Source organism: Kribbella steppae, from assembly GCF_004342025.1.
Taxonomy (GTDB): domain Bacteria; phylum Actinomycetota; class Actinomycetes; order Propionibacteriales; family Kribbellaceae; genus Kribbella; species Kribbella steppae.
The window spans coordinates 56,826-81,345 of the sequence record NZ_SLWN01000016.1 but is presented as its reverse complement, the minus strand read 5'-3'; the positions used below and the strand labels follow the sequence as shown (position 1 = coordinate 81,345).

Below are 24,520 nucleotides of genomic sequence, written 5' to 3'. Positions count from 1 at the left end.
TCTGTCGCACACGACGAAGGCGACCCGGTCCGCGCAATCCGCGGACACGAGTCGCCTATCGACTTCGTGGACGATACTGGGATCGAACCAGTGACCTCTTCCGTGTCAGGGAAGCGCGCTACCGCTGCGCCAATCGTCCAAAACCGTACAGAAACCACATGAAGCAGGGTTTCGAGGTGGAGACGGGATTCGAACCCGTGTACACGGCTTTGCAGGCCGTTGCCTCGCCTCTCGGCCACTCCACCAGTGAGAAGAAAGCTGGCCTGCCGAACCCTCTCCGAGCGGACGACCGGGTTCGAACCGGCGACCTCAACCTTGGCAAGGTTGCGCTCTACCAACTGAGCTACGTCCGCATCGCTCCGACCGGGTGTTTCCGCTCGGTGCGAGAGCAGAACAGTAGCGCACTTTTCGTGTCTGCAAAAACCAGATTCCGGGGTGTCGCGATCCGGACCTCTTCAGCGTGATCTTCACCCCACCGGCAACACCAGTCCCAGGCGTCATGCCACCCCGACCACCCCGCGAACGGGCATGACGTCGTACGGCGGCAACCGCGACAGAGCACGCCATTGCCGCCGCCGTACGCGCGGTCGTCAGGCCTCGAGAGGGGAGAGGTCGACGTCCTCCAGGTAGTCGGGATTGCCGAGGAGTTCGATGGTGGTGATGCGGCCGTCGGTGATGGTGAAGTTGAAGACGACTCGCGGTTCGCCTCGGTGCGACCAGACGGCGCCGGCCAGGCCGTCGACCAGGGTGAGCCTGGCGGCCTGCGCCCGGCCGGAGAACGTCTCGGCGACGGCCGCCGCACCGCGGACCAACTCGGCCGCACCCCGCGCCACGACCGCCTCGTCGGCACGCAGCACCACCCCGGGATCGAGCATCTCCAGCAGCGCCTCGAAGTCGCCGCCCCGTGACGCGGCCAGGAACGCGGTGACGATCTCCTTCTGCCGGCCGGTGTCCACCTCAGGCGGTTCCGGCGTACCTTGCACCCGCCGCCGCGCCCGGCTCGCCAGTTGCCGCGCGGCCGCCCGCGACTTGCCCACGATCGGCGCGATGTCCTCGAACGGTACGGCGAACATGTCGTGCAGCACGAACGCCAACCGCTCGGCCGGCGTCAACGTCTCCAGTACGACGAGCAGCGCGAGACCGACCGAATCCGCCTGCACCGCTTCGAGCTCAGGATCGGGTACGTCGACATCGGCGAGCGCGGGGGAGTGCTCGCCGACCGGCTGCTCGGGATGCCCACGCCGCAACCGCAGCATGTCCAGACAGATCCGTCCGACGACTGTGGTGAGCCAGCCGCCGAGGTTCTCGATCGAGTCGGCGTCGGAGCGACTGAGCCGGATCCAGGCTTCCTGGACGGCATCCTCGGCTTCGGGTGCGGAGCCTAGGATCCGGTACGCGACCGCGCGGAGGTGGTCACGGTTCTCCTCGAACCGGACCGCCAGCCAGTCGTGCTCACTCATATCCACCACGTCCCTCTCGACCTGTCACGTTTCCGGCCCGGCGCCGTCATGGGTGTGACGCACAATCCGCCGTACATGTGACACTGCAGCCCCGACACCCCAGAGGAGATCACCATGACAGAGCCGGCCCGCCCGCTGTCCGTGCGCAGGCAGGACACGCTCCGTCGCCTCGAGCAGGACGTCGACGTCTGGGTTGCGACCGCCTCGGACGACGGCACGCCGTACCTGATGCCCCTGTCCTTCCTCTGGGACGGCAAGACCCTGCTCCTGTCCACAGCCGGCGGCAACCCCACCGCCCGCAATCTGCGAGCGAACCCCACCCTCCAGTTAACCCTCGGCCACACGCGCGACGTCATCCACATCGAAGCCACCGCCGAGATCCTGGAATCCCACGAGATCAGTGAATCTGAAGGGGACGCCTTCGCCGAGAAGGCCGGGTTCGATCCTCGGCCGTTGGCCGGCTATCTCTTCTTCCGCCTGACGCCGACGAAGATCCAGGCCTGGCGCGAGGTCAACGAACTGAAGGATCGCGTCCTCCTGCGCGACGGCATCTGGCTCGTCTAACGTGGCGGATCCCATCACCAGAGGAAGGTGAGTTCCGCCAGCGTGACGTGCGGCCTGTCGGCAAGCCACTCGTCGAAGCAGGCGCGCAAGTCGCCCTCGGAGCCGGCGAGTCCAACAACAGTCGCGTCGGTCGGCGCAGCCGCGTGATCGTGTTCCGCACCCGGCGATCCGTGGGAGCAATCCGAGCACATCATCCGGATCCCCGACCAGTCGTCGAGCCCTAGCCCTTTGGGACCGATGATCTCAGCGAGTGCCGCCAGGTCGTCGGGCTCCGCGCCCAGCAGTTGCGCCTGCCAGGTGGGCAGGCCGGACTCGTCGAGGCGGGCGAGTTCGTCGAAGACCGACACGTCCCGGTCGCCGAGCCGTCGCTGCCCTTTGGGTTCGCCATCGTGCAGCACGACGTCCCGAAAGCGGTGCCCGGACTCCGGCAGCGGAACGCTCGAAATCACCGCATGAGCTGGACTACGCCGCCAGCACCACACAACCTCGGCATCACCAAACTCCGGCGAGACCTGATGCGCCAGGCTCGGTCGATCGGGATTCAGCCGTACGGGCGTCATACCGAAGTCACCGTCGATCGGCTCGGACCCGACGCCAACGCCTTCAATCCCGTACGCCGTCCAAGCCTGCCGAGCAGTCGCCCAGTCGCCGAGAGCCGTTGCCGCGATCCCCAAGTTCCACGCGGCCGGATTCACACCGTCGAACTCGCCGGCATCCCGCGCCGTGAACAGCTCCACAGCCCGCTGATTCCGCGCCGCCGAATCCGCCCAGTCACCACGCGCCTTCGAATACAACCCCGCCTCGAACCAGGCCTTGAACGACCGCGGCGCAACCTCCACCATCTCCCGCGCCAACCGCCCTGCCCCCGCAACATCCCCAACCCGATCAGCCTCCACCCACTCTCCCCAAACCACGCGAGCCGACCGACCCTCACCCCGCCCCAAAAGACCCATCCATCCATTCTGCCGCTGGACAGGTCTAGGTGTTCGCGGCACTAGCCAGCTCGCCCGCGGCGTACAGGACGTCACCAAAGCACGAAAGCCAACAGCGACGAGCAATCCGAGCCGGAAGCCTGTGGTTCGGGGGCCTCAGTCTCGCAGGGCGCCGTCGTACACTCAGCGCATGCTGGGCCTGCAGCACACCGTCACCATCGCGGCCCTGCCCGAGCGGGTCTGGGCGGTGGTCGTCGACGTCGAGCGCTGGCCCGAGCGGATCCCGACGGTCGACGCCGTGGAGCGTCTCGACGCCGGACCGCTGGCCGTCGGCTCCCGAACCCGGTTGCAGCAGCCCCGGCTGCCCACAGCGGTGTGGACGGTTATCGAGCTGGCCGACGGGTCGTCGTACACCTGGGAGTCGAGCTCGCCCGGCGTCACCATCACCGCCGCGCACGTCGTCGAACCGCACCCCGACGGCAGCCGCCTCACCCTCGCCCTGACCGTGTCCGGCCCGCTCTCCGGGATCGGCTGGCTGCTGACGCGCTCGCTGACCAAGCGCTACGTCGAAACCGAGGCCGCCTCAATCAAGCGAGCCGCCGAGACCCCGCCCACGTAAACAACTACTGGCACGAACCAAAAGCCCTTGGACACTTGGCTTCCGCGACCATCTGCACGCGGCGCAGCTGATTGCTCATGGCGCGATCGCGCTGCTCCGGTGGCCGCCGAGCGAAGCGACGGCCCAACCAAACCGCGGCGAGCAACCCGAGCCGCCAGCGAAGCGACGGCGCAACCAATCCACGGCGACCAACCCGAGCCGGAAAGCAACCCGGGGCGACCAACCCCAGCCGGAAAGAGAGACGGGGCGCCCAGCCCAAGCCGCCGAGCGAAGCGACGGCGCAACCAAACCGCGGCGACCAACCCGAGCCGGAAAGAGAGACGCGGCGGCCAACCGAAGCCGCCGAGCGAAGCGAAGGCGCAAGGGGGTGCGGGTGGCGGAGCCCCCGCTCGCGGCGAGCGCAGCGACGCCGCACAAACGACGAAGGCGACCCAGTCCGCGCTTTCCGCGGACACGAGTCGCCTATCGACTTCGTGGGCGATACTGGGTTCGAACCAGTGACCTCTTCGGTGTGAACGAAGCGCGCTACCACTGCGCCAATCGCCCGCTCTGGTGGTGCTGGTGTTGCTTTGTGTGCCTTGCGGGTGAAACCTTAGCGCATCATTCAGCGACGATCTAATCCGGCCGGGCTACTCTTGCTGCAAGACGGAGACCCCGTCGCGTTGGAGACGTGATTGTGACTTTCTCGCACGACACCGAGCAGGCGCTCGGCACGCTGGTCCGGCTGGTGAACACGCTGCCCGGGCCGAACAGCCAGGTCGACACCATGGATTCGCTCGAGGATCTGGAGAAGTTCGTCCAGGAGCGCGAGTTCAGTGCGGTCGGGACGTTGACGGAGAAGGATCTGTCCGAGGTCCGCGAGCTGCGGCCGTTGTTCTCGCCGGTTTTCACCACGGAATCCGATGCCACGGCGGCGGCGATGATCAACGCGATCGTCGCCCGCGGTACGACGACGCCGCGGTTGACGAATCACGACGGGCACCCGTGGCACATCCACTACTCGCGTGACGGTGCGTCGCTGGCGTGCCGGATCACGGTCGAGTGTGGGATTGCGCTTGCCCAGGTGATCTCGGCCGGCGAACGTGAACGACTCCGTCGCTGTGAGGCCCCGGATTGCGACGACGCCCTGATCGACTTGTCCCGCAACCGCTCGAAGCGTTACTGCGACGCGCGCACCTGCGGCAACCGCCTGCATGTCGCCGCGTACCGCGAACGCCGCAAAGCCTCAGGCGAGTAGGCGCCTCGAACAGCTCTCCGCAGCAACACGCGGAGAGCTGTTCTACTGATGCCCGCCGGCCGCGGTAACCGTTCGCCGCAGTGGGCTTCGGGTTAGGCCGGGTTGGTTAGGGGTCGAGGTCTTCGGCGGAGCGGGTGGCGAAGACTTGTGCGACTTCGGCGGTGATTGGGCCCGGGGCAGGGAGGTCGCGGTCGTCGACGCGGTGGATGGCTTGGACGTCGCGGGTGGTGGAGGTGAGGAAGATCTCGTCGGCCTCGTGGAGGCGGCCCAGCGGTACGTCGCGCTCGACAGCGCCGAACCAGGCGAGGACCAGAGCACGGGTGACACCGGCCAAAGCGCCCGACTCGAGGGTCGGCGTGACGAGCTCGCCGTCGTACACGCAGAAGATGTTCGAACCGGTGCCCTCAGAGAGGTTTCCGACCGTGTTGGCGAAGATCGCCTCGCTGCCGCCGCGTTCCTTTGCGTAGGCGAGGGCTCGGACGTTCTCGGCGTACGACGTCGTCTTGAGACCGGCGACCGCGCTGCGTTCGTTGCGGACCCACGGAACCGTCACGATCGCCGACGTCGGTCCGGGGCGCTGGATGGCCTGGGACGCGACCACGATCGTCGGACCCGACGTACCGCGATCGGACGACAACGGTGAGACACCACCCGTGTACGTGATCCGCAGCCGGCCGAAGGGGATGTCCGGGTCGGCCTTCACCACGGCCGCGATGCCCTGCTCGACCTGTGCGACGTCCGGCTCCGGCAGGCCGAGACCGACCGCGGATCGGACCAACCGCTCCAGATGCTTGGTGACCGCGAACGGTCGTCCTTCGACGATCTTGATCGTCTCGAACACCCCGTCGCCCGTGGTCAGTCCGTGATCGAGTGGCGAGACGCCCGCCTGGTCGTCCTGCAGGGTGCCGTTCAGCCAGATACGCATTGGTGCTCCTTCCGCATAACACCTTAGTGCTAAGGCGATCCGGGACGATCGGCCCGTCCGTAGGTGACCGGTTGATGACCGTACGTCGACCTGGAGGGGGACCCCGGTTTTTGAAGTCCGGCGGAGATGGGCTAATGTTCTTCTCGCGCCGGGGAACGAAAAACCGGTCGCACTGCGGACGTAGCTCAGTTGGTAGAGCGCAACCTTGCCAAGGTTGAGGTCGCCGGTTCGAACCCGGTCGTCCGCTCGGAGAGGGTTCGGCGGGCCAGCTTTCTTCTCACTGGTGGAGTGGCCGAGAGGCGAGGCAACGGCCTGCAAAGCCGTGTACACGGGTTCGAATCCCGTCTCCACCTCGAAACCCTCACAACAGGTTTGGACGATTGGCGCAGCGGTAGCGCGCTTCCCTGACACGGAAGAGGTCACTGGTTCGATCCCAGTATCGTCCACGAAGGCGATAGGCGACTCGTGTCCGCGGAGAGCGCGGAGCGGGTCGCCTTCGTCGTTTGTGCGGCGTCGCTGCGCTCGCCGCGAGCGGGGGCTCCGCCACCCGCACCCCCTTGCGCCTTCGCTTCGCTCGGCGGCTTCGGTTGGGCGCCGCGGCTTGCTTTCCGGCTGGGTTTGGTCGCCGCGGTTTGGTTGCGCCTTCGCTTCGCTCGGCGGCTTCGGTTGGCCGCCACGGTTGCTTCCCGCGTGGGCTGATCGCCGCGGTTTGGCTGCGCCGTCGCTTCGCTCGGCGGCTTCGGTTGGCCGCCACGGTTTGCTTCCCGCGTGGGCTGATCGCCGCGGTTCGGTTGCCGGCGTGGGCTGGTCGCCGCGATTGGCTCCTCGGCTGGGGTTGGGCGCTGCGGTTTGGTTTCTGGCTCGGGTTGGACGCCGCGGCTTGCTTTGCGGCGGGTCTCGACTGCCCTCAACAACAACCTCCGGTTCAGTGCCTGACCTCGCAGGCCAGCCCAAGGCCACCGACCCGCGGGCGCAAGCGGGGGTTAGGTGGGGGGTTGGTGGGGGGCGCTGTGCCAGTGCCAGGTGGTGGTGGGGGAGAGGTTGGGTGGGGTGAGGCGGCCGGTTGTCCATTGGAGGGTGGGCCAGGGGGTGAGGGCGGGGACGCGGCTTTGTTGCTCGGCGTGGTGGGTTGGGAACATGCGGGCCAGGAGCCAGGTGCAGATGTCTGGAGGTGGCTCGTACGGTAGGCCGAGTCCGGCGGCGATGTCGCCGCCGTGGACGAGTAGTTCAATGCAGCCCATACCTGCGGTGCCCTCGGCGTCGGCCATGCCGAAGGGGTGGAAGCCTCGGTCGGTGGGCTCGGCCGCGCGTACGACGGCGGCGAGGAGGCGGCCGCTCGCCGCTAGGAGCTCCAGGACGTCGGCATTCGTGGCGTCGTTCAGGGCGCGGGAGAAGAAGCTCACGTAGTGCGTGGGAGCGCGGCTTGCGAGTTGGATCGCGTAGGTCTGCAGGCAGTGTGCGGCGTGTTCAGCGGTGAAACGGCATGACCATTCGAGGTCGCCTGCTGGACACTGCCAGTCCTGGTCGGTCGCGGGGCTGAGGGCGGTGACCACGGTGTCAACAGCGCGATCCAGCGCGTCGGCCGGTTGCATTGAATCCTCCGTTGCTGGGAGCTGGGGGCTGCGGATTCGCCTGCTGGGGGTGAGGTGGGGGGTGGTCCGGCGAGCCTAGCGTCGTTCGTGCTTGGCATCAGTCGAGTGCGGATCGACGAGGGAAGGTGGACGGTAATGGTCCACGAGGAAATTGACGAGCGCCCGGAGATCTCCGGTGTTGCGATGGCGGGGTTCACGTTCGCGGCGTCAATGATGGTGCTGCTGGGCGCGTTTCAGATCACCTCCGGTCTCGCCGCGATCATTGACGAGACCGACTTCGAGCCGGTCAGGAGATACGCGTTCGCCTTCGATACGACGGTGTGGGGCTGGATCCATCTCGCGATCGGGCTCGCCATGGTCGTGGCAGGGTTCAGCCTTTTCGCCCAGAGGCGGTGGGCCGGCATCTTCGCGATCGCCTTGGCCGGGTTCAGCGCCCTCAACAACTTCCTCTTCATCTCGCACGCGCCGGCTTGGGCGCTGCTGGTGATTGCGCTCGACGTCTGGGTCATCTGGACACTGACACGTCCAGGCCTGCTCACGCGCTGACACCGACCGCAACCCTGGTCCGATCGCAACTCTGGTCCGACCGCAACCCTGGTCCGGGCGCACAAGCGCCTGGATGCTGCCGCTCGTCCCCGTGAGTCGGCGCTATAGTACGATCAGCGTCGAACTTCGATGAAGGTCAAACAAGGGGAGTGTGGATGAGCGGGGTCATGCGGGCGTTGCGGCAGGAGACGCTGGCTGGGCCGGTGGATCTGCGACTGGTGGAGGACGCGGTGACGCCGGCACCTGGAGGTGGTGAGGTGCTGGTGAAGGTAGCGGCTGCCGGGGTGAACTTCGCGGATGTGATGCAGACGCGGGGGACGTATCACGGCGGTCCTCAGGCGCCGTACCTGGCGGGGTTCGAGGCGGCGGGCGAGGTGGTTGCCTTGGGCGCCGACGTCACGGCTGTCGAGGTCGGGGCGCGGGTGATAGGCACCGGGTACGGCGCGTTCGCGGAGTACATGGTGATGGCGGCCGATGGGATCGCGCCGGTGCCGGAGGGGTGGAGGCCCGAGCAGGCGCTCGGCCTGGTGCTGAACTGGGCGACAGCCCTGGCGGCACTCAAGCCGCTGGGCCAGCTCAGAGCTGGACAGACAGTGCTGGTTCATGCGGCGGCCGGTGCAGTGGGGCAGGCGGCCGTGCGGATGGCCAAGCACTACGGCGCGACGGTGATCGCGACCGCGTCGGCGAGCAAACATGAGGTCGTACGGCGGCTTGGCGCCGACCACGTGATCGACTACCGAACCGCGGACCTAGCCAGCGAGGTGCGGCATCTGTCGGATGGCAAGGGTGTGGACGTCGTACTGGAGTCGGTGGGTGGGGAGACGTTCAAGAAGAGTCTCGAGGTGGCCAAGCGGGTGACGGGGAAGGTTGTTGTGTACGGCGTTGCCGGGGGAGAGGCGTCGATCAGCAACTGGGAGTTGAACTTCACGCACCAGGTGCACGTGATCGGGCTGCATATCGGTGTGCTGAGTCAGCAGGCGCCGGACATGTTTGCCGAGTTGATGGCGGAGTTGTCCAGGTTGATCTCGATCGGGGTGTACCCGCCTGGCGAGCCGACGGTGTACGACCTGGCTGATGGGCCGAAAGCGTTGGCCGAGTTGGAGGCGCGTGCCACCGTCGGCAAGATTGCTCTCAAACCCTAAAGAGCTTTCACGCCCTCAACAGATTGAGCGAGTCGGAGGCCTAGGTCCTCGATGGCGAACGTGGGGTGGGAGCGGCGGCGGACGGTGGAGCCGATGGAGCGTTCGGGGTCGGCGAAGCCGCCTCCGCGGAAGATGCGGTAGGAGCCGTACGTCGCTGGGTCGTAGAGATCCCAGCACCACTCCCAGATGTTGCCAAGCATGTCGTGCAGGCCCCACGCGTTGGGTGCCTTCAACCCAACGGCATGCGCTCGTCCAGCAGAGTTGTCGGCGTACCAGGCGATGTCCTCGAGCGGGCCGTAGCGGTAGGCCGGCGTACCGGCGGTGCACGCGTACTGCCACTCGGCCTCGGTCGGCAGGCGGTACCCGGGCGAGTCCGTGTCCCACCGAACCTCCGAGCCGTCGATCACATAGGCCGGAGCTAGACCGACGACAGCGGACAACTGGTTGCATAAGGCAATGGCGTCGTACCAGCTGAGACCGGTGAGTGGGAGGTCGCCAGAGTCAGTGACAGGGAAGCGAGCCAGGCGGAATGCGGACAGTTCGACCTGCCAGCGGGTGCCGAGGCGGTCGTCCCGGAGGGCGATGGTTCCGGCCGGGATGTCGACCATCGATTGCATCCGGCAACCCTACGGAACGTCAGTAGTAGCGCCGGAGCTTCGGCCACAGAGTGGACCACGGCTCGGCGGGGGAGTCGCACCGGACCAGCGCAGCGCCGTCCTCGTCGTTCGAGACGATGTTGTCGATCGTGGCGACCTGTTCGCAGCCGCGGAACTGCGCCTCGAACGCCGGGGAGCGTTCGATCTCGACGAGGAGCACGGGACCTGTTTGCGTGTCGGGCGGACGATCCCAGTCGGCGAAGCTCATGTGTCCCGAGTACGCCGGTGGAAGGCCGAGCGCGGGCCCGTAGCGGCGAAGGGCACCGGCCTCGCCGTAGTTGCCGGTGAAGATCGTCGCCGCCGAGCGTTGGTCGGTGGGGATCCGGTTCCACTCCGCGGCGACGGTGTCAGCCATCAACGGCCAGCCGATCTGCTCGCCCTGCTCCTTGTTGATCGGGATCACGAAGTCGACCGCGGACGCCGGCAGCACCGGCAACGTGAACACAGCAGACGTCACAGCCGTCAGCACGAGCCCGGCGGCCACCGCACGACGCGACCAGGACAGCACCTGCTCGGCGCCAGCCGCGACCAGGACGAGCAGCAGTGGCAGGGCGTAGTACGACTTCCCGCCAACGGCCAGTACGGCGAGGCAGAGCACCGGATACGCCAACGCGACGGACCGGGCCCAAGGCAGCTGCCACAGCCGCCGGAACCCGACCACCCAGACGGGGATCAGGAACGGCGACAACTGCAGTAGCTGCAGCGGAATGAACATGATCCGGTTCTCGGTGCCGTCGTCCTCGCTGATGCCACCAGCGACCGTGAGCTGAGGCCAGTCGTGCTGGAACTGCCACAACACATTGGGCAACGCCACCACCCCCGCGACTGCGATACCGGCCAGCAGCCACCAGGAACGCAGTACGCCACGCGGCCCGACGATCAGCAGCGCCAGCAATAGCGCACCGATCGGCAGGACGACCAGGTACTTGTTCTCCAACGCGACGCCCGCAGTCAGGCCGAGTGCGAGCCACCAGCGCCCGTCACCTGTCCGCAGTAGCTTCACCGCGAACAGGCAGATCAGCATCCACGCCAGCAGGTCGTACGTCGCTGTCGACACCAGATGCCCGACACCGAGCAGGAACCCGGACACGGCAGCACACACAGCGGCCAGCAGTTGCCCGCGGCGCGAGCTCCCGAACTCCCGCGCGATCAACGCCACCACGACAACAGTGATCGCCGACGCCAGCGTTGACACCACCCGCAGCCCCATCGGGGTGTTCCCGAACACCTCCGTCGAGACACGCGCCAGCAACGGTGTGAGCGGTGGCTGGTCGACGTACCCCCAGTCCAACTTCTGACCGGCCACCATGAAGTAGAGCTCGTCTCGGTGGTACCCGTACCGCCCGGACAGTGCCGTGAGCACGACCACGACCACGGCCGCGACGGAGAGCACCGGAATGGCTGCGAAGTCGGGCACCGACGGGCGAGTGGCTGTCATGCGGGAATGTTGTCAGCCCGTCGGCGCCCGGACCAGGAATTAACCAGGAACTGGTGCGGACTTTTCTGCGTACCGGCGCAGACTCCGTTCGGTCGCCCGGGTCAGCTCGGCCGACACCCCGAGATCGTCCAGGTAAGCGCCGGTGTCGTGCATCTCCTGCGCCCGACGTACGGCGTGTGTCGGCGTACCGGTCAGGAACCGATCGATGACGGCTTGACCATCACCCGCGAGCTGCCGAGCGATCTCGGCCCGGATCCACTCCTCGTCACCGGCAGCCCGCCCAGCCTCGACCGCCTCGCAGATCACCAGCGCGAGCTCCTTCATGAAGACGCTCCGCAGCAACTTGCGCGCCATCGCAGCACCGGGTGGAGCCTCCAGTACGTCGATAGGCGTACCGAGCGGCCGCACCAGCGAGGCCAACGACTCAGCGCCCGGCCCACTCACCAACAGCGGCACCTTCGAGCCATGCAACGGAACAGGCCCGAGGATCGCGACGTCAGCGAACCCGTCGATCTGCTGCCCGAGCAGCTCCATCACACCCGGAGCCGCGGAGGTGAAGTCGGCGTAGCAGACACCGTTCACCAGATGCGGCCGGGATTCCTCGGGATCGTCGGCGCGACCGACGCGGCGATCAGCACCAGCACGTACGACGCCCCGCGAACAGCCTCGACGAGCGTGCCGACACGAACCACGCCGTCAGGTGTCGGCTTGTCACCGGGGTCGTACCCGAGCACCTCGTGGCCGGCATCAGCGAGTGCGGCGGCGAAGACACCGCCCGCCTCACCGAGACCGATTACGGCACAACGCATAGGTCATCAATCCTTCAAGACAAGGTGGAAGAAGTGGGTTCAGCGGCCGAGCGCGCCCGCGGCGCGGCGGAGCTCAGGCACCCAGCCGAGCATTTCGCTCTCCGGGTGGCGTTCCGCGGGCCCGGAGATACCGACTGCGGCCCGGACCGAGCCGTCCGGCCGCGACACCGGCGCGCTCACACCGGACGAGCCCACGACCCGCTCGTTGAGGGAGTAGTGGAAGCCGCGCTCCCGGACCTGCGCCAGGTGTGTCAAGAGCGCACGCGACCGCGTTCTGCAGGGCGGATCAGTGGAGGAAGAAGGGCCGTTCGTCGCGCTCCAGCAGGACGACCCGGCCGGTCAGGGTGTCGTCCTCGACGAAGCGAATGGCTGCGTCGGTGAGGACGTCGAGGGGGACCAGCGCGGGGCCGCGCTCGGCCTCGGGCAGCTCCTCACGCTCCCGGATGCCGCGCTCGGTGGCGACCCAGTCGGGAACCACACAATTGACCCGAACGCCATGGCTGTCGGCGAGCGGCGCCAGCGTCGTGGTGAGTCGGATGAGAGCGGCCTTGGCAGCGCTGTACTCCGGCGACACATGCGGCCCGAATCCCAGCCCTGCGGTCGATCCCACGTTCACGATCGCCCCACCGCCGGCTTGTCGCATGGCCGGGAGCGCGAGCTGCGTCGTCAGCATCGGCGCGCGCAGATTGAGGTCGAGCGACGCCGACCAGCGCTCCACCGACGCTTCCGGGAAGCAGGGGCGGAGGTCAGGACCGCCGCCGGCGTTGTTGACCAGGATCTGTGGTTGACATGCCATCAGGTCCGCGACCGCGTCGTCGTCGCGCATGTCGACCTGGACGAACCGCGCCTTGGCGCCGATCGACTCGCAGGTCTGCATCCCGCCGTTCGTGTCGATGTCGGCGACGACCACCTCGGCGCCCGCGGCCGCCAGTCGTTGTGCGATCGCCCGGCCGATGCCGACCGCGGCGCCGGTGACGACCGCGAGTTTCCCGTCGATCCGCATGTCCGATCACCTCCGGAACCCACCGTGCCACCGTCCGCCGACAATGCGACATGATGTTGGTATGTCAACCGGACGACGAGCGGGCCTGCTCTACGAGCAGCTCAGTACGCATGTGCTGGAGCAGATCCGCCGAGGTGCGCTGCGGCCCGGAGACCGGGTCCCGTCGGAGATGGAACTCGCGACCCAGTTCGAGGTCAGCCGGATCACCTCCAAACGGGCCCTCGAGGTACTGCGGGAGGCCGGCCTGGTCGAGCGGATCCGCGGCCGGGGCACGTTCGTGGTGCGGAACCTGCCCGACCTGACCGGAGTCACTGTGCCGCTCAAGGGCCGGGTGCCACGGCCGAAGAACGAGGCCCGGTCGGTGGCGTTCGTCGTACCGGATATGTCCGAGGCGTACGGCCTGGATCTCCTCAACGCGATCGAGGAGCGGTGTGCGGAGTACGGCGCTCATCTCGTCGTACGGCGGACGCACGGCCGGCAGTCCGATGAGGAGAAGGCTGTCGACTCGCTGGTGTCGACGGGTGAGGTGGACGGGCTGATCGTCTTCCCGGTGCACGGCGACTTCTACAACGCGAGCGTGTTGCGGCAGGTGCTGGACGGGTACCCGGTGGTGCTGGTCGACCGTCACCTGTCGGGCATCCCGGTCGCCGCCGTCCACACCGACAACGTGGCGGCGTCGCGGGCATTGACGTCCCGGCTGCTCGATCGAGGACATCGGCACATCGCTTTCGTCTCACCGCCGCCGGTGAACACCTCGTCGATCGAGGACCGGCTGGAGGGGTTCCGGGCCGCCTTCGAGGGTCGCGGCCAGGCGTACGAGCTGACCGAGTTGCGCAGCACGCTGCCCGGATCGACGACGACCGAGAGCATCCGGGCGGATATCGACGTCATCCGGGCGTTCCGCGAGCGGGTGCCCGACGTGACGGCGTACGTCGCGTGTGAGTACAACCTGGCACGGATGGTCGACCGGGCGCTGAACGGCGAGCAGTTGGTCGCGTGCTTCGACTCACCGGGCGACTCGATCGGCGGGCCGCCGTACCTGCATGTCCGGCAGAACCAGCGGCAGATGGGCCGGCGCGCGGTGGACCTGCTGCTGGCCCAGCTGCGCGGCGAGTCGGTGCCGAACCTGTCGATCGTGCCGTTCGAGCTCGTTGATGCCGAAGGCAACTGAAGACCTGACCTTCGGCAGTACGACGCGTCGGCGGGACTGTGTAGCGTCTGGGGGCATGAACTGGCGACGCGTGGGAGACGTCGGCCTGTGGGCCGTGCTGAGCCTCCTCGTGCTCGCGGAGAGCGGTGCCCGCAACGACTCGTACTGGGTGCGGGCGGCCTGTATCGCCGCGCTGTTCGTCGGTGTCTTCTTCCGCCGGGCATGGCCGCTGCTCGCCTTCACGGTGGTCGCCTGGGCGCAGATCGTCATCCTCGCCTTCGCCCTCGGTACGTCGTACGGCGTACCGATCGCCCTGGTTCCGGCGATCACGCTGCTGAGTTACCTGGCCGGGCGGCGGGAGACGCAGCTCAAACACTTCGTGCTGGTGTGCAGCTGGTCCCTGCTAGGGATGCTGCTGCTCACCTTGGTCGTGCGTCGCGAGGAGCAGGCGACGGAAGCGGTGCTCACCTGGCTGGTGATGCTGCTGCTCGCGTTGCTGCTGGTCGTGCTGCCGTGGCTGATCGGGCGGTACCGGGCGCAGCAGGCGTTGCTCACCACGGCCGGCTGGGACCGGGCTGAGCGGATCGAGCGCGAGCAGCGGATGGCGATCGACCAGGAGCGGCTCAGGGAGCGTTCGCGGATCGCACAGGACATGCACGACTCGGTCGGGCATGAGCTGAGTCTGATCGCGTTGCGGGCCGCCGCGCTGGAGCTCGATCCGTCGCTGCCGGAGGAGCATCGGCGGGCCGCGTCCGAGCTGCGGGAGATGGCGGGTACGGCGACCGACCGGCTCGGCGACATCATCGGCGTACTGCGGGACACGGATGCTCCGCTGGTCCCACGTGACGAGAAGGTGCCGACACTCGTCGAGCGAGCTGCAGCGTCAGGACTCTCGGTGCGGCTGATCCAGGAGGGTGATGCCGAGCTGTCGCCGATGGTGGACCGGGCGGTGCACCGCGTCGTCCAGGAGTCGCTGACGAACGCGAGCAAGCACGCACCGGGCGCCTCGGTGACTGTGACCGTGACGTCTGGCGAGGACGACGTACGAGTGCAGATCGTCGACACAGGTGCAGTGCGGCCGGTGCCGTCGTCCGTCCCGTCATCGGGTCGGGGGCTGGATGGGTTGCGCGAGCGGGTTCGGCTCGTGGGCGGGACGTTGACCGCTGGGCCTTTGAGAGATGGGTTCGAGGTCGTCGCGACGATGCCGCGGGCAGGTGGCCCACCGGAGCCGGAGCAGCAGCCGTCGGTGTCCGCCGCGGCGGCCGAACGGGCCACGGTACGGCGAGATGTCCGGCGCGGACTGATCACGGCCGTGGCGGCTCCGCTGGTCCTTGGTGCGGTGGTCGGCGTGGTAGCCCTCGCCTATTACCTGGTCGCCGGCTACAGCTCGATCCTGCGGCCCAGCAAGTACGACGGCCTGACCATCGGGCAGCCCGAGCACGAGGTGGAGAAGGCGCTTCCCTCGATGCAGATGATCGACCCGCCGGCCGAGGGCTACACCCCGCCGGCCGGCTGGACCTGTCGCTACTACCGTCCGGACGCGCCGTTCTCCGCCAACTACGCCTACCGGCTCTGTTTCGCCGACGGTGCCCTGGTCGCGAAGTCCATCGTCCAGACCGGCTCTGTCCCCCCGACTACCGAGACAGGTTGATTGCGTGATCAGGGTTTTGCTGGCCGATGACGAGGCGATGGTGCGAGCCGGCGTCAAGGCGATCCTCGGCACCGACGACGAGATCGAGGTCGTTGCCGAGGCAGCGGACGGCATCGAAGCGGTCGAGGCGGTACGGCGGCATCGGCCGGACGTGGCCGTGCTGGACATCCGGATGCCACGGATGGACGGACTGGCCGCCGGTGCGGAGATCCGGCGCACGATGCCCGATACAGCCGTGGTGATCCTCACGACGTTCTCCGAGGACGCGTACATCGCCCGTGCCCTGGGCGACGGGGCGAGCGGTTTCCTGCTCAAGTCCGGCGATCCCCGCGAACTGATCGCGGGCCTGAAGGCTGTCGCGGAAGGTGCCGCCTTCCTGTCGCCTCGCGTGGCGCAGCGGGTGATCGCGGAGCTGAGTGCCGGCGCAGGCGGCGGTGCGATGGCCCGGGCCGCGGCCGCGAAGGAGCAGGTCGCCGTACTGAGCCCCCGGGAACTGGAGGTGCTGGGCCTGGTCGGCGCGGGCCTGTCCAACGCCGAGATCGCCCAGCGGCTGTTCCTGGTCGAAGGCACGGTCAAGGCCTATGTCAGCGCCGTCCTGCTCCGCCTCGGCGTCAAGAACCGGGTCCAGGCCGCGATCGTTGCCTACGAAGCGGGTCTGGTCGCCGGTTGACCGGTGGGAGACAGGCGCGGAGGCTGGTCGGACGACGGTCGTGAGGTGGACGTGCGACGCTCCGGGTGGTGACGCCGTGTGGACACCCTGTCATGGGATAGTGGACGTCTCCCGGAGACCTCACCTCCGGAATCGATACAGCAACCTCTGGGGCCAGCGCGCCCCCTCGAACAGAATCGGGGATCCAGGTCGTGACCGACTCGCACAACTCCGGACAGCACAAGGACCGGGAAGCGGCGGCGGCCGAGGTCCGGAGAATGTGGCAGCCGACCCCCTCCTGGACCCAGCCGGACCCGAACCAGGTGCCCGAGCGCGACCCTGAACCCGCGGACGAGGCCGACGAGAAGCCGGACGCCCTGTCCCAGGAGTTCCCGGGCGACTCGTGGTCCCAGCCCGCCAGCCAGCACGCGCCGTGGAGCCAGCCCCAGACCCCGCCGCCGGCCCCGGCGCAGTCCGGCCCGTCCTGGACGCAGCCGGCGACCGAGTCGACCAGCGCGTGGACGCAGCCCGCGAGTGAGCCGGACGAGGTCGACGAGACCGAGAAGGCGACTGCTGACACCGACGGCGGCGACGACCAGCACGGCTCGAGCGCCGAGGGTGGTACGACGGGTGCCGCACCGGTCTTCGGTGGTTCGTCGTTCAGCGGCTCGGGTTTCAGCGGTGGCCCGGCAGCAGGTGGGCCCGCCGCCGGTGGACAGGCAGGCCCTCCGCCAGCGGCCGGTGGTCAGGCTCACGGTGGCCAGCAGCTGTCTCCCGCTGCGCAGCACTTCTTCCCGCAGGGCATTCCCGGTCAGAACGCGCCGCAGCAGCAGCGCGAAGTCTCGTACCGGACCGACGAGCTGATCCAGGCCCTGCCGCTGCCGCGGGAGGCTCCGGCGGAGCGCGGCATCCGCAGTGCGCTTCGGCTGCGTCCCGGTAGCACCGAGCGGATGGAGCGGATCGCGCGAGCGACCGCCGCGACGGCGTTCCGGCGGCCGGTGACGATCGTCGTCGCGAACCCCAAGGGCGGCTCGGGTAAGACGCCGACGACGCTGCTGCTGGCCGGGGCGCTCGGTCAGGCCCGTGGTGGCGGTGTGGTCGCGTGGGACAACAACGAGCTGCGCGGCAACATGCACCTGCGGACGCACGACACGAACAGCCGGTCCACGGTCACGGACATGCTGCAGGCGATGCCGATGCTGACCCAGCCGGATGCCCGGCTCGGCGACGTCGCGGCGTACCTGCGTCATCAGGTTGCCGGGCAGTACGACGTACTGACGTCTGCGACCACGACGTATGCGCAGATCGAGGCGAAGGACTTCGACCAGATCCACCGGTTGCTCAGCCGGTTCTACAAGGTCCTGGTGATCGACACCGGGAACAACGAGGGCTCCAGCAACTGGCGTGAGGCGATGAAGGCGGCCGACGCCCTCGTCATCCCGATCAAGTGGAAGAGCCTGTCCTGCGCGGCCGCCGTGCAGATGCTCGAGGAGCTGGACAACCAGGGCCCGGAGGCGCAGCGGCTGATCCGCCGCGCGGTGATCGCGGTCTCGAACGGTCCCGGCGACGTGAACAAGGAGGTCGAGAAGCAGCTCCGGTCGTACTTCGAGTCGCGCGCCGCCGCCGTGGTCGACATCCCCACCGACCAGCACATCGCCGCCGAGGGCCCGCTCGACCACTCCGCCCTCCAGCCCACCACCCGCCGCGCTGCCCTGGAGCTCGCGGCCAAGGTGTCCGAGCAGATCACCATCGCGCTGAACGTTCCCCGCTAAGCGGAACGCACGAAGTCGCCCAGTCCCCCGAGGGCTGGGCGACTTCGTGCTGTCAGGCGTCCCGGCGGCTGAGGATACGGCTGCCCAGGACCAGGGCGGCTGCCACCCAGGCCAGCAGGACCACGACGCTCAGGGTGGGGGAGATGGGGTCGGTGGTGTTGGTCAGGAAGTTCTGGCCGGCGCCGCCGGGGAGCAAGGCGGCGATCCAGACGAGCCAGCGAAGGCCGCTCTGGCCGAGCATCAGGGGCAGAACCATCAGCAGCAGGAAGGCCGCGGTCAGAGTGCCGGCGGTACTACGGATGATCCAGGCGATCCCGAGAGCGAACAGACCGGCCGCAGTCAGGTAGAAGGCGACCGACAGCAGGTCGATCACCAGCGTGCGCGCATCCCAGTCAGCCCATCGGCCCGCCAGCAGGCCTCCGGCGAGGGCCGCCACGGTCGCCATCACGAGGCCGTAGGCGAACAGCACCGGCGTCAGCACGCCCGCCTTGGCCTGTACGACGTTTCGCCGTACCGGAGTCCACTGGAGGGTCGAGCGGATGCTTCCCGTCGCGTACTCCGAGGTGACCGTCAGCAAGGCGAAGGCGGCGACGATCACCTGCAGGATCAGGACTGCCGAGATGCCGAACTCGCCAACAGGCTGCGGCCCCACGGCCTGACCCGGTTCCGGGTGGTCCATGTCGTACGCCGTACCCAGGCCGAACTGGAGGCCCAGCAGGCCCGTCAGGATCAAGGCGGACAGGATGTTCAGCCCACTCGACCGGACGGTCCACAGCTTGGTCCACTCGGAGCGCACCGCATCTCCCACCCGAGACCTCGACCTGAGAGTGACAGTTGCCGTAGTCATCTTTCACCTGCTTCTACGAGTTCGGGCTCGACCTCAGCTCGAGGCTGACGTCTGCGGAGTTGGTGCCGGACTACCTCGACGATCACCGTGACCATCAGGGCCAGACCGATGCCGAGGATGACGCCCTTCAACGGGTTGTCCTCGAAGGCTTTGCCGCCGATGTAGCCGACCAGAGCGCAGTACACGCCCCAGCTGACCGCGGCGATGCCGGCGAAGAACGAGAAGTTGCGCAGCGGGTAGCGAACCGAGCCCATCGTCAGCGTCACGGCGGTCCGGCCGCCCGGGATGTAGCGGGCGACGACCAGCACCAGTCCGCCGCGTTCGGCCAGGGCCCGCTGCGCCCACAGACTCATCGCGTACCGCTTCGTGCCTGGTTGCAGCCGGTCCAGGAGGCGGCCGCCAGCCCCTCGGCCCAGTGCGTAGGAGACGTGGTCACCAACGAAGGCGCCGATGGCGGCGACCACGATGACGCCCAACAGGTTGGGCTCACCGGTTGCCGCGAACACTCCGGCCGTGACGACCAGCGTCTCGCTCGGAACCGCTGGGAAGAACCCGTCCAGCGCTGCGAACGCCCACAGCGCCAGGTAGATCCACCACGACGACATCAGCTCCTCGGTGAAGTGCAGAATTGCGTCACTCATCCACGTCCTCGCTTCGCTCCGGGCGCGGATGAGGCACAAGTCACGCTGTGTTGGATGATGAGCTCGCTTCGCTCGCTCATGACGCCACGCCGTACTGGACGCTGTCGGCAGTGAGCTCCATGTACGCCTCTTCCAGGGACGCGTGCTCGGTGTGGAGCTCGTGCAGCCGCACACCGAGCTCGTGCGCCAGGTCACCGACGCGCTCGACCTGTACGCCGGCCACGATCAATCGATCGTCGGCCGACTCGACCCGTTCCGCCTCGGCCGTCAGCCGATCCCGCAGTACGTCGAGGTGCGCCTGATCCGGTACGCGTACGACGACCGTCGTCCGGGACGACCCGGCGATCACCTCGGCCACCGGGGCGTCCGCGATCAGGCGACCGCGGCCGATCACCACGAGCTGGTCGGCGGTCAGCTGCATCTCGCTCATCAGGTGACTGGACACGAACACGGTCCGGCCCTCGGTTGCCAGCGAGCGCATCAGCCGGCGGACCCAGCGGACACCGTCCGGGTCGAGGCCGTTCACCGGCTCGTCGAACATCAGCACCTCGGGGTCCCCGAGGAGTGCACCGGCGATACCGAGTCGCTGGCTCATGCCGAGCGAGAACTCACCGGCGCGCTTCCGGGTGACCGAGTCGAGCCCGACGATCGACAGCACCTCGTCCACCCGGCTGACCGGGATGCCGTTGCTCTGCGCCATCGCGACCAGGTGGTTGCGGGCGCTCCGGCGGGGGTGCAGGGCCTTGGCGTCGAGGAGGGCGCCGACCTTGGTCAGCGGCTTGGGCCAGGCGGCGTACGGGCGGCCGTCGATCAGTGCGGTGCCCTCGGTCGGGGTGTCGAGGCCGAGGATCATCCGCATGGTGGTCGACTTGCCGGCGCCGTTCGGCCCGAGGAAGCCGGTCACCCGGCCGGGTGCGACGGTGAGGTCGAGCGAGTCCACCGCGGTGGTGTCGCCGTACCTCTTGCTGAGTCCTTCGAGCGTGATCACGCCGGGGCCCCTCCCGATTCGAGTAGTTGACTCGAACCTAGGAATTCGGGCACCCCTGCCACATCCGGCCTACGGCTGGTCCGACCCCCTACTTTCGTCAGGTATCCCGGACCTGTGGATACGGCGTCGGGCCGTGGTGGCGGAATGGATACCATCTGTGCGTGACGGCCCGCAGTTTCGCTGGCCGCCGGAAACCACAACGCAGTCCCGAGGAGTGAACGTGTCGGAAGTCAAGGTCCGTCTGATCGGCGTCGAGGGCGAGGCTGAGCGGAGTGTGACCGAGACGACGACGATCGGGGAGCTGTTCGCCGGAATCTTCGGCCAGGACCGCTCCGCCATCGCCGCCCGCGTCAACGGTGAGCTGCGGGATCTGTCCCGCCCGGTCGCGGACGGTGACGAGATCGAGCCGGTCAAGGCCGGGTCGGAGGACGGCCGGGCGATCATCCGGCACTCGACCGCGCACGTGCTCGCGCAGGCGGTGCAGGAGCTGTTCCCGGAGGCCAAGCTGGGCATCGGCCCGCCGGTCGAGAACGGGTTCTACTACGACTTCGACGTACCGACGCCGTTCACGCCGGACGACCTGGGCAAGCTCGAGAAGAAGATGCAGCAGATCATCAAGGAGCGGCAGCGGTTCAGCCGCCGGGTGGTCTCCGACGACGATGCGCGCACCGAGCTGGCGGCCGAGCCGTACAAGCTCGAGCTGATCGGGATCAAGGGTTCGGCGGCGGACGCGGCCGAGGGCGCTTCAGTCGAGGTCGGCAGTGGCGAGCTGACGATCTACGACAACGTAAGGCGCGACGACTCGCTGGCGTGGAAGGACCTGTGCCGTGGTCCGCACGTGCCGGCGACCGGGTATCTCGGCAACTTCAAGTTGATGCGGACCGCCGCGGCGTACTGGCGGGGGAGTGAGAAGAACCCGCAGCTGCAGCGGATCTACGGCACGGCGTGGGAGTCCCGCGACGAGCTGAAGGCGTACCTGACCCGCCTGGAGGAGGCCGCCAAGCGCGACCACCGCAAGCTCGGCACCGAGCTGGACCTGTTCAGCTTCCCCGACGAGATCGGCTCCGGACTCGCGGTGTTCCACCCGAAGGGCGGCGTACTGCGCAAGGTGATGGAGGACTACTCCCGCCAGCGGCACGTCGAGGACGGGTACGAGTTCGTCTACTCACCGCACATCACCAAGGCGCAGCTGTTCGAGACGTCCGGTCACCTGGACTGGTACGCCGACGGCATGTACCCGCCCATGCACTTGGACGAGGAGCGCGGCGCGGACGGGCAGATCCGCAAGCAGGGCCAGGACTACTACCTGAAGCCGATGAACTGCCCGATGCACAACCTGATCTTCGGTGCCCGCGGCCGTTCCTACCGTGAGCTGCCGCTGCGGCTGTTCGAGTTCGGCACCGTCTACCGGCTGGAGAAGTCCGGTGTCGTGCACGGGATGACCCGAGCGCGCGGCTTCACCCAGGACGACGCGCACATCTACTGCACCCGCGAGCAGATGCGCGACGAGCTGCGCGACCTGCTCACGTTCGTGCTCGGCCTCCTGGCCGACTACGGCCTGGACGACTTCTACCTCGAGCTCTCCTCCAAGAACCCGGACAAGTTCGTCGGCTCCGACGAGGTCTGGGAGGAGGCCACCGAGACGCTCCGGGAAGTTGCCGAGGGCTCCGGTCTCGAGCTGGTCCCGGACCCGGGCGGTGCCGCGTTCTACGGCCCGAAGATCTCGGTCCAGGCCAAGGACGCGATCGGCCGGACCTGGCAGATGTCGACGATCCAGCTGGACTTCAACCTGCCGGAGCGGTTCGAGCTGGAGTACACCGCGCCCGACGGCTCGCGGCAGCGTCCGGTGATGATCCACCGTGCACTGTTCGGCTCGATCGAGCGGTTCGTCGCCGTCCTGACCGAGCACTACGCCGGCGCGTTCCCGCCCTGGCTGGCCCCGGTCCAGGTGACCGGCATCCCGGTCACCGACGGGCATGTGGACTACCTGTACGACGTCGCCGCGCAACTGAAGGCGCACGGGATCCGGATCGAGGTGGACGCGTCCGACGACCGGATGCAGAAGAAGATCCGGAACGCGCAGAAGTCCAAGGTGCCGTACATGCTGATCGCCGGTGACGACGACATGGCGGCCGGCTCGGTGTCGTTCCGATACCGCGACGGCTCGCAGAAGAACGGCGTCCCGATCGCCGACGCGATCACCGAGATCGTCGAGGCAGTCGCGAAGCGCGTCCAGGTATGACGGATTCCCCCGACCAGCCGTCCGGCGCCGACCAGCCGTCCGGCGCCGACCAGCCGTCCGGCGCCGGCCGACCGGACTCGCCGTACCTGCCGGACGAGGTGGTGGCGCAGGAGGGCGTCGGGGTGCCGGATCCGTTCATGCGGTTGTGGACGCCGCATCGGATGGCCTACATCGAGGGGGAGAACAAGCCGACCAGCGACGAGGCCGGGTCGGGTTGCCCGTTCTGCCGGCTGCCGGGGCTACCGGACGCGGACGCGTTGATCGTGCACCGCGGTCCGGCGGCGTACGCGGTGCTGAACCTGTATCCGTACAACCCCGGTCATCTGATGGTGGTGCCGTACCGGCACGTCGCGGACTACACCGAGCTGACCGAGGAGGAGGTCGCGGACGTCGCGGCGCTCACCCGGCAGTCGATGCAGGCGATCCGGACGGTGTCGGGGGCGCACGGCTTCAACATCGGCATGAACCAGGGCGTGATCGCCGGTGCCGGCATCGCGGCCCATCTGCACCAGCACGTCGTACCAAGGTGGTCGGGTGATACGAACTTCATGCCGGCCATCGCCCACACGAAGGTGCTGCCGCAACTGCTGCCGGACACGCGAGCCCTGCTGGCCAAGTCCTGGCCGTAGACAGCAGATCGCCCCACCCGACGCATCGAGTGGGGCGATCGCACTACCGCAGGATCACTCGCCGGCGAGATCCTGGCCGGCGAAGTTCTTCCACAGGAAGTACACCGGGTCCGTGAACGTGCCCTTGGCCTTGCCCAGCGAGGTGATCGCCGTGGCCGTGCCGTTGGCGTGACCCACGTGATACAGGTAGCCGGAACCGCTGTCCTTGTCGATGCCGAGCAGCAACGTGCCGGGTCCGCACGGCGCCGCCACCAGCGACTCGAAACCCTGCCAGGTCGAGCCCCGGACCTGCTTCACGACACCCGGGATGATGTGCCCGCCCGCGAGCGGCAGCCGGGCGGTGTACAGCTTGCCGCTGGTCAGCGTCATCAGGAACGTGTCGTACGTCGCCGTCTGGCTGATCAACGTCATGGCCTTCACGCCCCTGTACCCGGACTGCCAGCCGGTGATCTGCCGGCTCGGCACACCGTTCTTGTACGTGACGTTGCGGCGATAGAGCGTGCCGTCGTTGTGCAGCGAGTATTCCGTGTCCCGTTGGGCGGTCGCGGTCACGACAGTCGACCGGTCAAGCGACCGGTAGACGCCCCAGCCGGGACCGACGCGGGTCACCTGCTTCTGTGACACGGTGCCACCGCCGGCCGGGGTCAGGTAGCTCGTGTCGTACATCGTCGACCCCATGATGACGGGCCCGGTGTGGGCGTCGCCGCCGACCTCGGCCGCCCCGAACCGTACGGTGGCGCTGAGCCGGACCTGCCCGTCCGGATAGATGTCCTTGGCAACGATCTTGTCGACGACCTTGGCCCCGTCGGTCGCGAAGGTCTGCATCCGATGGTCCCCACCCGCCGTCACCGAACCGACCTTGATGCTGCAGGTGGCGCCCGAAGCCGCCATGGAACTGGTGGGCTGCGCTGACGCCAGGCCGGTCGTCAGGATCCCCGTGCTGAGAACTCCGGCGGCCAGAATGCCGCCGTACTTGGTCCAATTGGTCATACGATCCACCCCCAGGTTGCTGTGTCGGTCGTTGGATG

Annotated in this window: 24 protein-coding genes, 7 tRNA genes and 1 pseudogene; 14 read left to right on the top strand and 18 right to left on the bottom strand. The window is 68.0% G+C overall.

Translation table 11 applies throughout. From position 1 onward, the window contains the following. Positions 1–67 precede the first annotated feature (67 nt). The 4 genes from EV652_RS36145 to EV652_RS36130 all read right to left on the bottom strand — a co-directional run bounded on the left by EV652_RS36145 (position 68) and on the right by EV652_RS36130 (position 1,460). Positions 68–139 (bottom strand) — tRNA-Val (locus EV652_RS36145). Positions 140–174: 35 nt separating this feature from the next. Further along, positions 175–245 (bottom strand) — tRNA-Cys (locus EV652_RS36140). 35 nt (positions 246–280) lie between these two features. Beyond that, positions 281–353: transfer RNA gene (locus tag EV652_RS36135), tRNA-Gly, on the bottom strand. A 237-nt stretch (positions 354–590) separates the two neighbouring features. After that, positions 591–1,460: a sigma-70 family RNA polymerase sigma factor gene (locus EV652_RS36130; protein ID WP_132213999.1), complete on the bottom strand. Its 870-nt coding sequence runs from the start codon at positions 1,458–1,460 to the stop codon at positions 591–593. Positions 1,461–1,574: 114 nt separating this feature from the next. On the opposite strand from EV652_RS36130, the gene EV652_RS36125 reads away from it, so the two are divergent. Next, positions 1,575–2,024 (top strand): pyridoxamine 5'-phosphate oxidase family protein, encoded by a 450-nt coding sequence (locus tag EV652_RS36125; RefSeq protein ID WP_132213997.1) that lies wholly within the window; start codon positions 1,575–1,577, stop codon positions 2,022–2,024. 14 nt (positions 2,025–2,038) lie between these two features. Here EV652_RS36125 and EV652_RS36120 read toward each other — a convergent pair whose 3' ends face one another. Next, on the bottom strand, positions 2,039–2,866 hold the full coding sequence (locus EV652_RS36120) for a tetratricopeptide repeat protein (RefSeq protein WP_132213995.1): 828 nt from the start codon (positions 2,864–2,866) through the stop codon (positions 2,039–2,041). Positions 2,867–3,146: 280 nt separating this feature from the next. Between EV652_RS36120 and EV652_RS36115 the strand changes: the two genes are divergently transcribed. Beyond that, the gene (locus EV652_RS36115; RefSeq protein WP_132213993.1) at positions 3,147–3,575 is read left to right on the top strand and encodes an SRPBCC family protein; all 429 of its coding nucleotides are present in this window, start codon (positions 3,147–3,149) and stop codon (positions 3,573–3,575) included. 474 nt (positions 3,576–4,049) lie between these two features. Here the strand turns inward: EV652_RS36115 and EV652_RS36110 are convergent. Next, positions 4,050–4,121, bottom strand: a tRNA-Val gene (locus EV652_RS36110). 124 nt (positions 4,122–4,245) lie between these two features. Here EV652_RS36110 and EV652_RS36105 point away from each other — a divergent pair. Then, entirely contained in the window at positions 4,246–4,812 is a 567-nt protein-coding gene (locus EV652_RS36105; RefSeq protein WP_242002207.1) for a CGNR zinc finger domain-containing protein, read from the top strand. Positions 4,813–4,918: 106 nt separating this feature from the next. Here EV652_RS36105 and EV652_RS36100 read toward each other — a convergent pair whose 3' ends face one another. Then, a complete protein-coding gene (locus EV652_RS36100) occupies positions 4,919–5,737 on the bottom strand; it encodes an aminotransferase class IV (protein ID WP_132213991.1) in 819 nt (272 codons plus the stop codon). A gap of 174 nt (positions 5,738–5,911) precedes the next feature. Here EV652_RS36100 and EV652_RS36095 point away from each other — a divergent pair. The 3 genes from EV652_RS36095 (at position 5,912) to EV652_RS36085 (ending at position 6,183) form a co-directional block, all read left to right on the top strand. Beyond that, a tRNA-Gly gene (locus EV652_RS36095) sits at positions 5,912–5,984 on the top strand. Positions 5,985–6,019: 35 nt separating this feature from the next. After that, a tRNA-Cys gene (locus EV652_RS36090) sits at positions 6,020–6,090 on the top strand. Positions 6,091–6,111: 21 nt separating this feature from the next. Beyond that, positions 6,112–6,183 (top strand) — tRNA-Val (locus EV652_RS36085). Between the two features lie 537 nt (positions 6,184–6,720). Here the strand turns inward: EV652_RS36085 and EV652_RS36080 are convergent. Further along, positions 6,721–7,329, bottom strand: a complete 609-nt coding sequence (locus EV652_RS36080) for a DinB family protein (RefSeq protein ID WP_132213989.1) — start codon at positions 7,327–7,329, stop codon at positions 6,721–6,723. Between the two features lie 135 nt (positions 7,330–7,464). Here EV652_RS36080 and EV652_RS36075 point away from each other — a divergent pair, with 135 nt between their 5' ends. Then, entirely contained in the window at positions 7,465–7,875 is a 411-nt protein-coding gene (locus EV652_RS36075; protein WP_132213987.1) for a DUF7144 family membrane protein, read from the top strand. A 155-nt stretch (positions 7,876–8,030) separates the two neighbouring features. Continuing rightward, positions 8,031–9,017, top strand: a complete 987-nt coding sequence (locus EV652_RS36070) for an NADPH:quinone oxidoreductase family protein (protein WP_132213985.1) — start codon at positions 8,031–8,033, stop codon at positions 9,015–9,017. On the opposite strand, the gene EV652_RS36065 is transcribed toward EV652_RS36070, so the two are convergent. The 6 genes and pseudogenes from EV652_RS36065 to EV652_RS36045 all read right to left on the bottom strand — a co-directional run bounded on the left by EV652_RS36065 (position 9,014) and on the right by EV652_RS36045 (position 12,923). After that, positions 9,014–9,634, bottom strand: coding sequence for a formylglycine-generating enzyme family protein (locus tag EV652_RS36065; protein ID WP_132213983.1), 621 nt, complete (start codon positions 9,632–9,634; stop codon positions 9,014–9,016). The two genes, EV652_RS36070 and EV652_RS36065, sit on opposite strands and share 4 nt — an antisense overlap. A gap of 19 nt (positions 9,635–9,653) precedes the next feature. Next, the gene (locus tag EV652_RS36060; RefSeq protein ID WP_132213981.1) at positions 9,654–11,111 is read right to left on the bottom strand and encodes an ArnT family glycosyltransferase; all 1,458 of its coding nucleotides are present in this window, start codon (positions 11,109–11,111) and stop codon (positions 9,654–9,656) included. A gap of 39 nt (positions 11,112–11,150) precedes the next feature. After that, positions 11,151–11,693, bottom strand: a complete 543-nt coding sequence (locus EV652_RS36055; RefSeq protein ID WP_199238600.1) for a DUF1932 domain-containing protein — start codon at positions 11,691–11,693, stop codon at positions 11,151–11,153. Beyond that, the gene (locus EV652_RS44865) at positions 11,690–11,920 is read right to left on the bottom strand and encodes an NAD(P)-binding domain-containing protein (protein WP_199238599.1); all 231 of its coding nucleotides are present in this window, start codon (positions 11,918–11,920) and stop codon (positions 11,690–11,692) included. The genes EV652_RS36055 and EV652_RS44865 overlap by 4 nt, the downstream gene beginning before the upstream one ends. Before the next feature lie 39 nt (positions 11,921–11,959). Continuing rightward, positions 11,960–12,181: pseudogene (locus EV652_RS36050) on the bottom strand (IclR family transcriptional regulator domain-containing protein); the annotation flags it as partial. Positions 12,182–12,206: 25 nt separating this feature from the next. Next, complete coding sequence (locus EV652_RS36045) at positions 12,207–12,923, bottom strand: SDR family NAD(P)-dependent oxidoreductase (protein WP_132213977.1); 717 nt, start codon at positions 12,921–12,923, stop codon at positions 12,207–12,209. A 61-nt stretch (positions 12,924–12,984) separates the two neighbouring features. Here EV652_RS36045 and EV652_RS36040 point away from each other — a divergent pair, with 61 nt between their 5' ends. The 4 genes from EV652_RS36040 to EV652_RS36025 all read left to right on the top strand — a co-directional run bounded on the left by EV652_RS36040 (position 12,985) and on the right by EV652_RS36025 (position 18,145). After that, on the top strand, positions 12,985–14,094 hold the full coding sequence (locus EV652_RS36040; protein ID WP_132213975.1) for a GntR family transcriptional regulator: 1,110 nt from the start codon (positions 12,985–12,987) through the stop codon (positions 14,092–14,094). Positions 14,095–14,149: 55 nt separating this feature from the next. Further along, the gene (locus EV652_RS36035) at positions 14,150–15,724 is read left to right on the top strand and encodes a sensor histidine kinase (RefSeq protein ID WP_132213973.1); all 1,575 of its coding nucleotides are present in this window, start codon (positions 14,150–14,152) and stop codon (positions 15,722–15,724) included. Between the two features lie 4 nt (positions 15,725–15,728). After that, a complete protein-coding gene (locus EV652_RS36030; RefSeq protein ID WP_132213971.1) occupies positions 15,729–16,394 on the top strand; it encodes a response regulator transcription factor in 666 nt (221 codons plus the stop codon). Between the two features lie 191 nt (positions 16,395–16,585). Then, positions 16,586–18,145, top strand: a complete 1,560-nt coding sequence (locus EV652_RS36025) for a MinD/ParA family ATP-binding protein (protein WP_132213969.1) — start codon at positions 16,586–16,588, stop codon at positions 18,143–18,145. A gap of 52 nt (positions 18,146–18,197) precedes the next feature. Here the strand turns inward: EV652_RS36025 and EV652_RS36020 are convergent, their stop codons facing one another. From EV652_RS36020 to EV652_RS36010, 3 genes are all read right to left on the bottom strand, one after another. After that, positions 18,198–18,941: an ABC transporter permease gene (locus tag EV652_RS36020; protein WP_242002206.1), complete on the bottom strand. Its 744-nt coding sequence runs from the start codon at positions 18,939–18,941 to the stop codon at positions 18,198–18,200. 47 nt (positions 18,942–18,988) lie between these two features. Then, positions 18,989–19,633, bottom strand: a complete 645-nt coding sequence (locus EV652_RS36015; protein WP_132213965.1) for a DedA family protein — start codon at positions 19,631–19,633, stop codon at positions 18,989–18,991. A gap of 76 nt (positions 19,634–19,709) precedes the next feature. Beyond that, positions 19,710–20,621: an ABC transporter ATP-binding protein gene (locus tag EV652_RS36010; RefSeq protein ID WP_132213963.1), complete on the bottom strand. Its 912-nt coding sequence runs from the start codon at positions 20,619–20,621 to the stop codon at positions 19,710–19,712. Between the two features lie 220 nt (positions 20,622–20,841). On the opposite strand from EV652_RS36010, the gene thrS reads away from it, so the two are divergent. Next, complete coding sequence (thrS, locus tag EV652_RS36005) at positions 20,842–22,863, top strand: threonine--tRNA ligase (protein ID WP_132213961.1); 2,022 nt, start codon at positions 20,842–20,844, stop codon at positions 22,861–22,863. Positions 22,864–23,000: 137 nt separating this feature from the next. Continuing rightward, a complete protein-coding gene (locus EV652_RS36000) occupies positions 23,001–23,492 on the top strand; it encodes an HIT family protein (protein WP_242002220.1) in 492 nt (163 codons plus the stop codon). Between the two features lie 54 nt (positions 23,493–23,546). Here the strand turns inward: EV652_RS36000 and EV652_RS35995 are convergent, their stop codons facing one another. Continuing rightward, positions 23,547–24,482, bottom strand: coding sequence for a hypothetical protein (locus EV652_RS35995; protein ID WP_132213957.1), 936 nt, complete (start codon positions 24,480–24,482; stop codon positions 23,547–23,549). Positions 24,483–24,520: the final 38 nt, after the last annotated feature.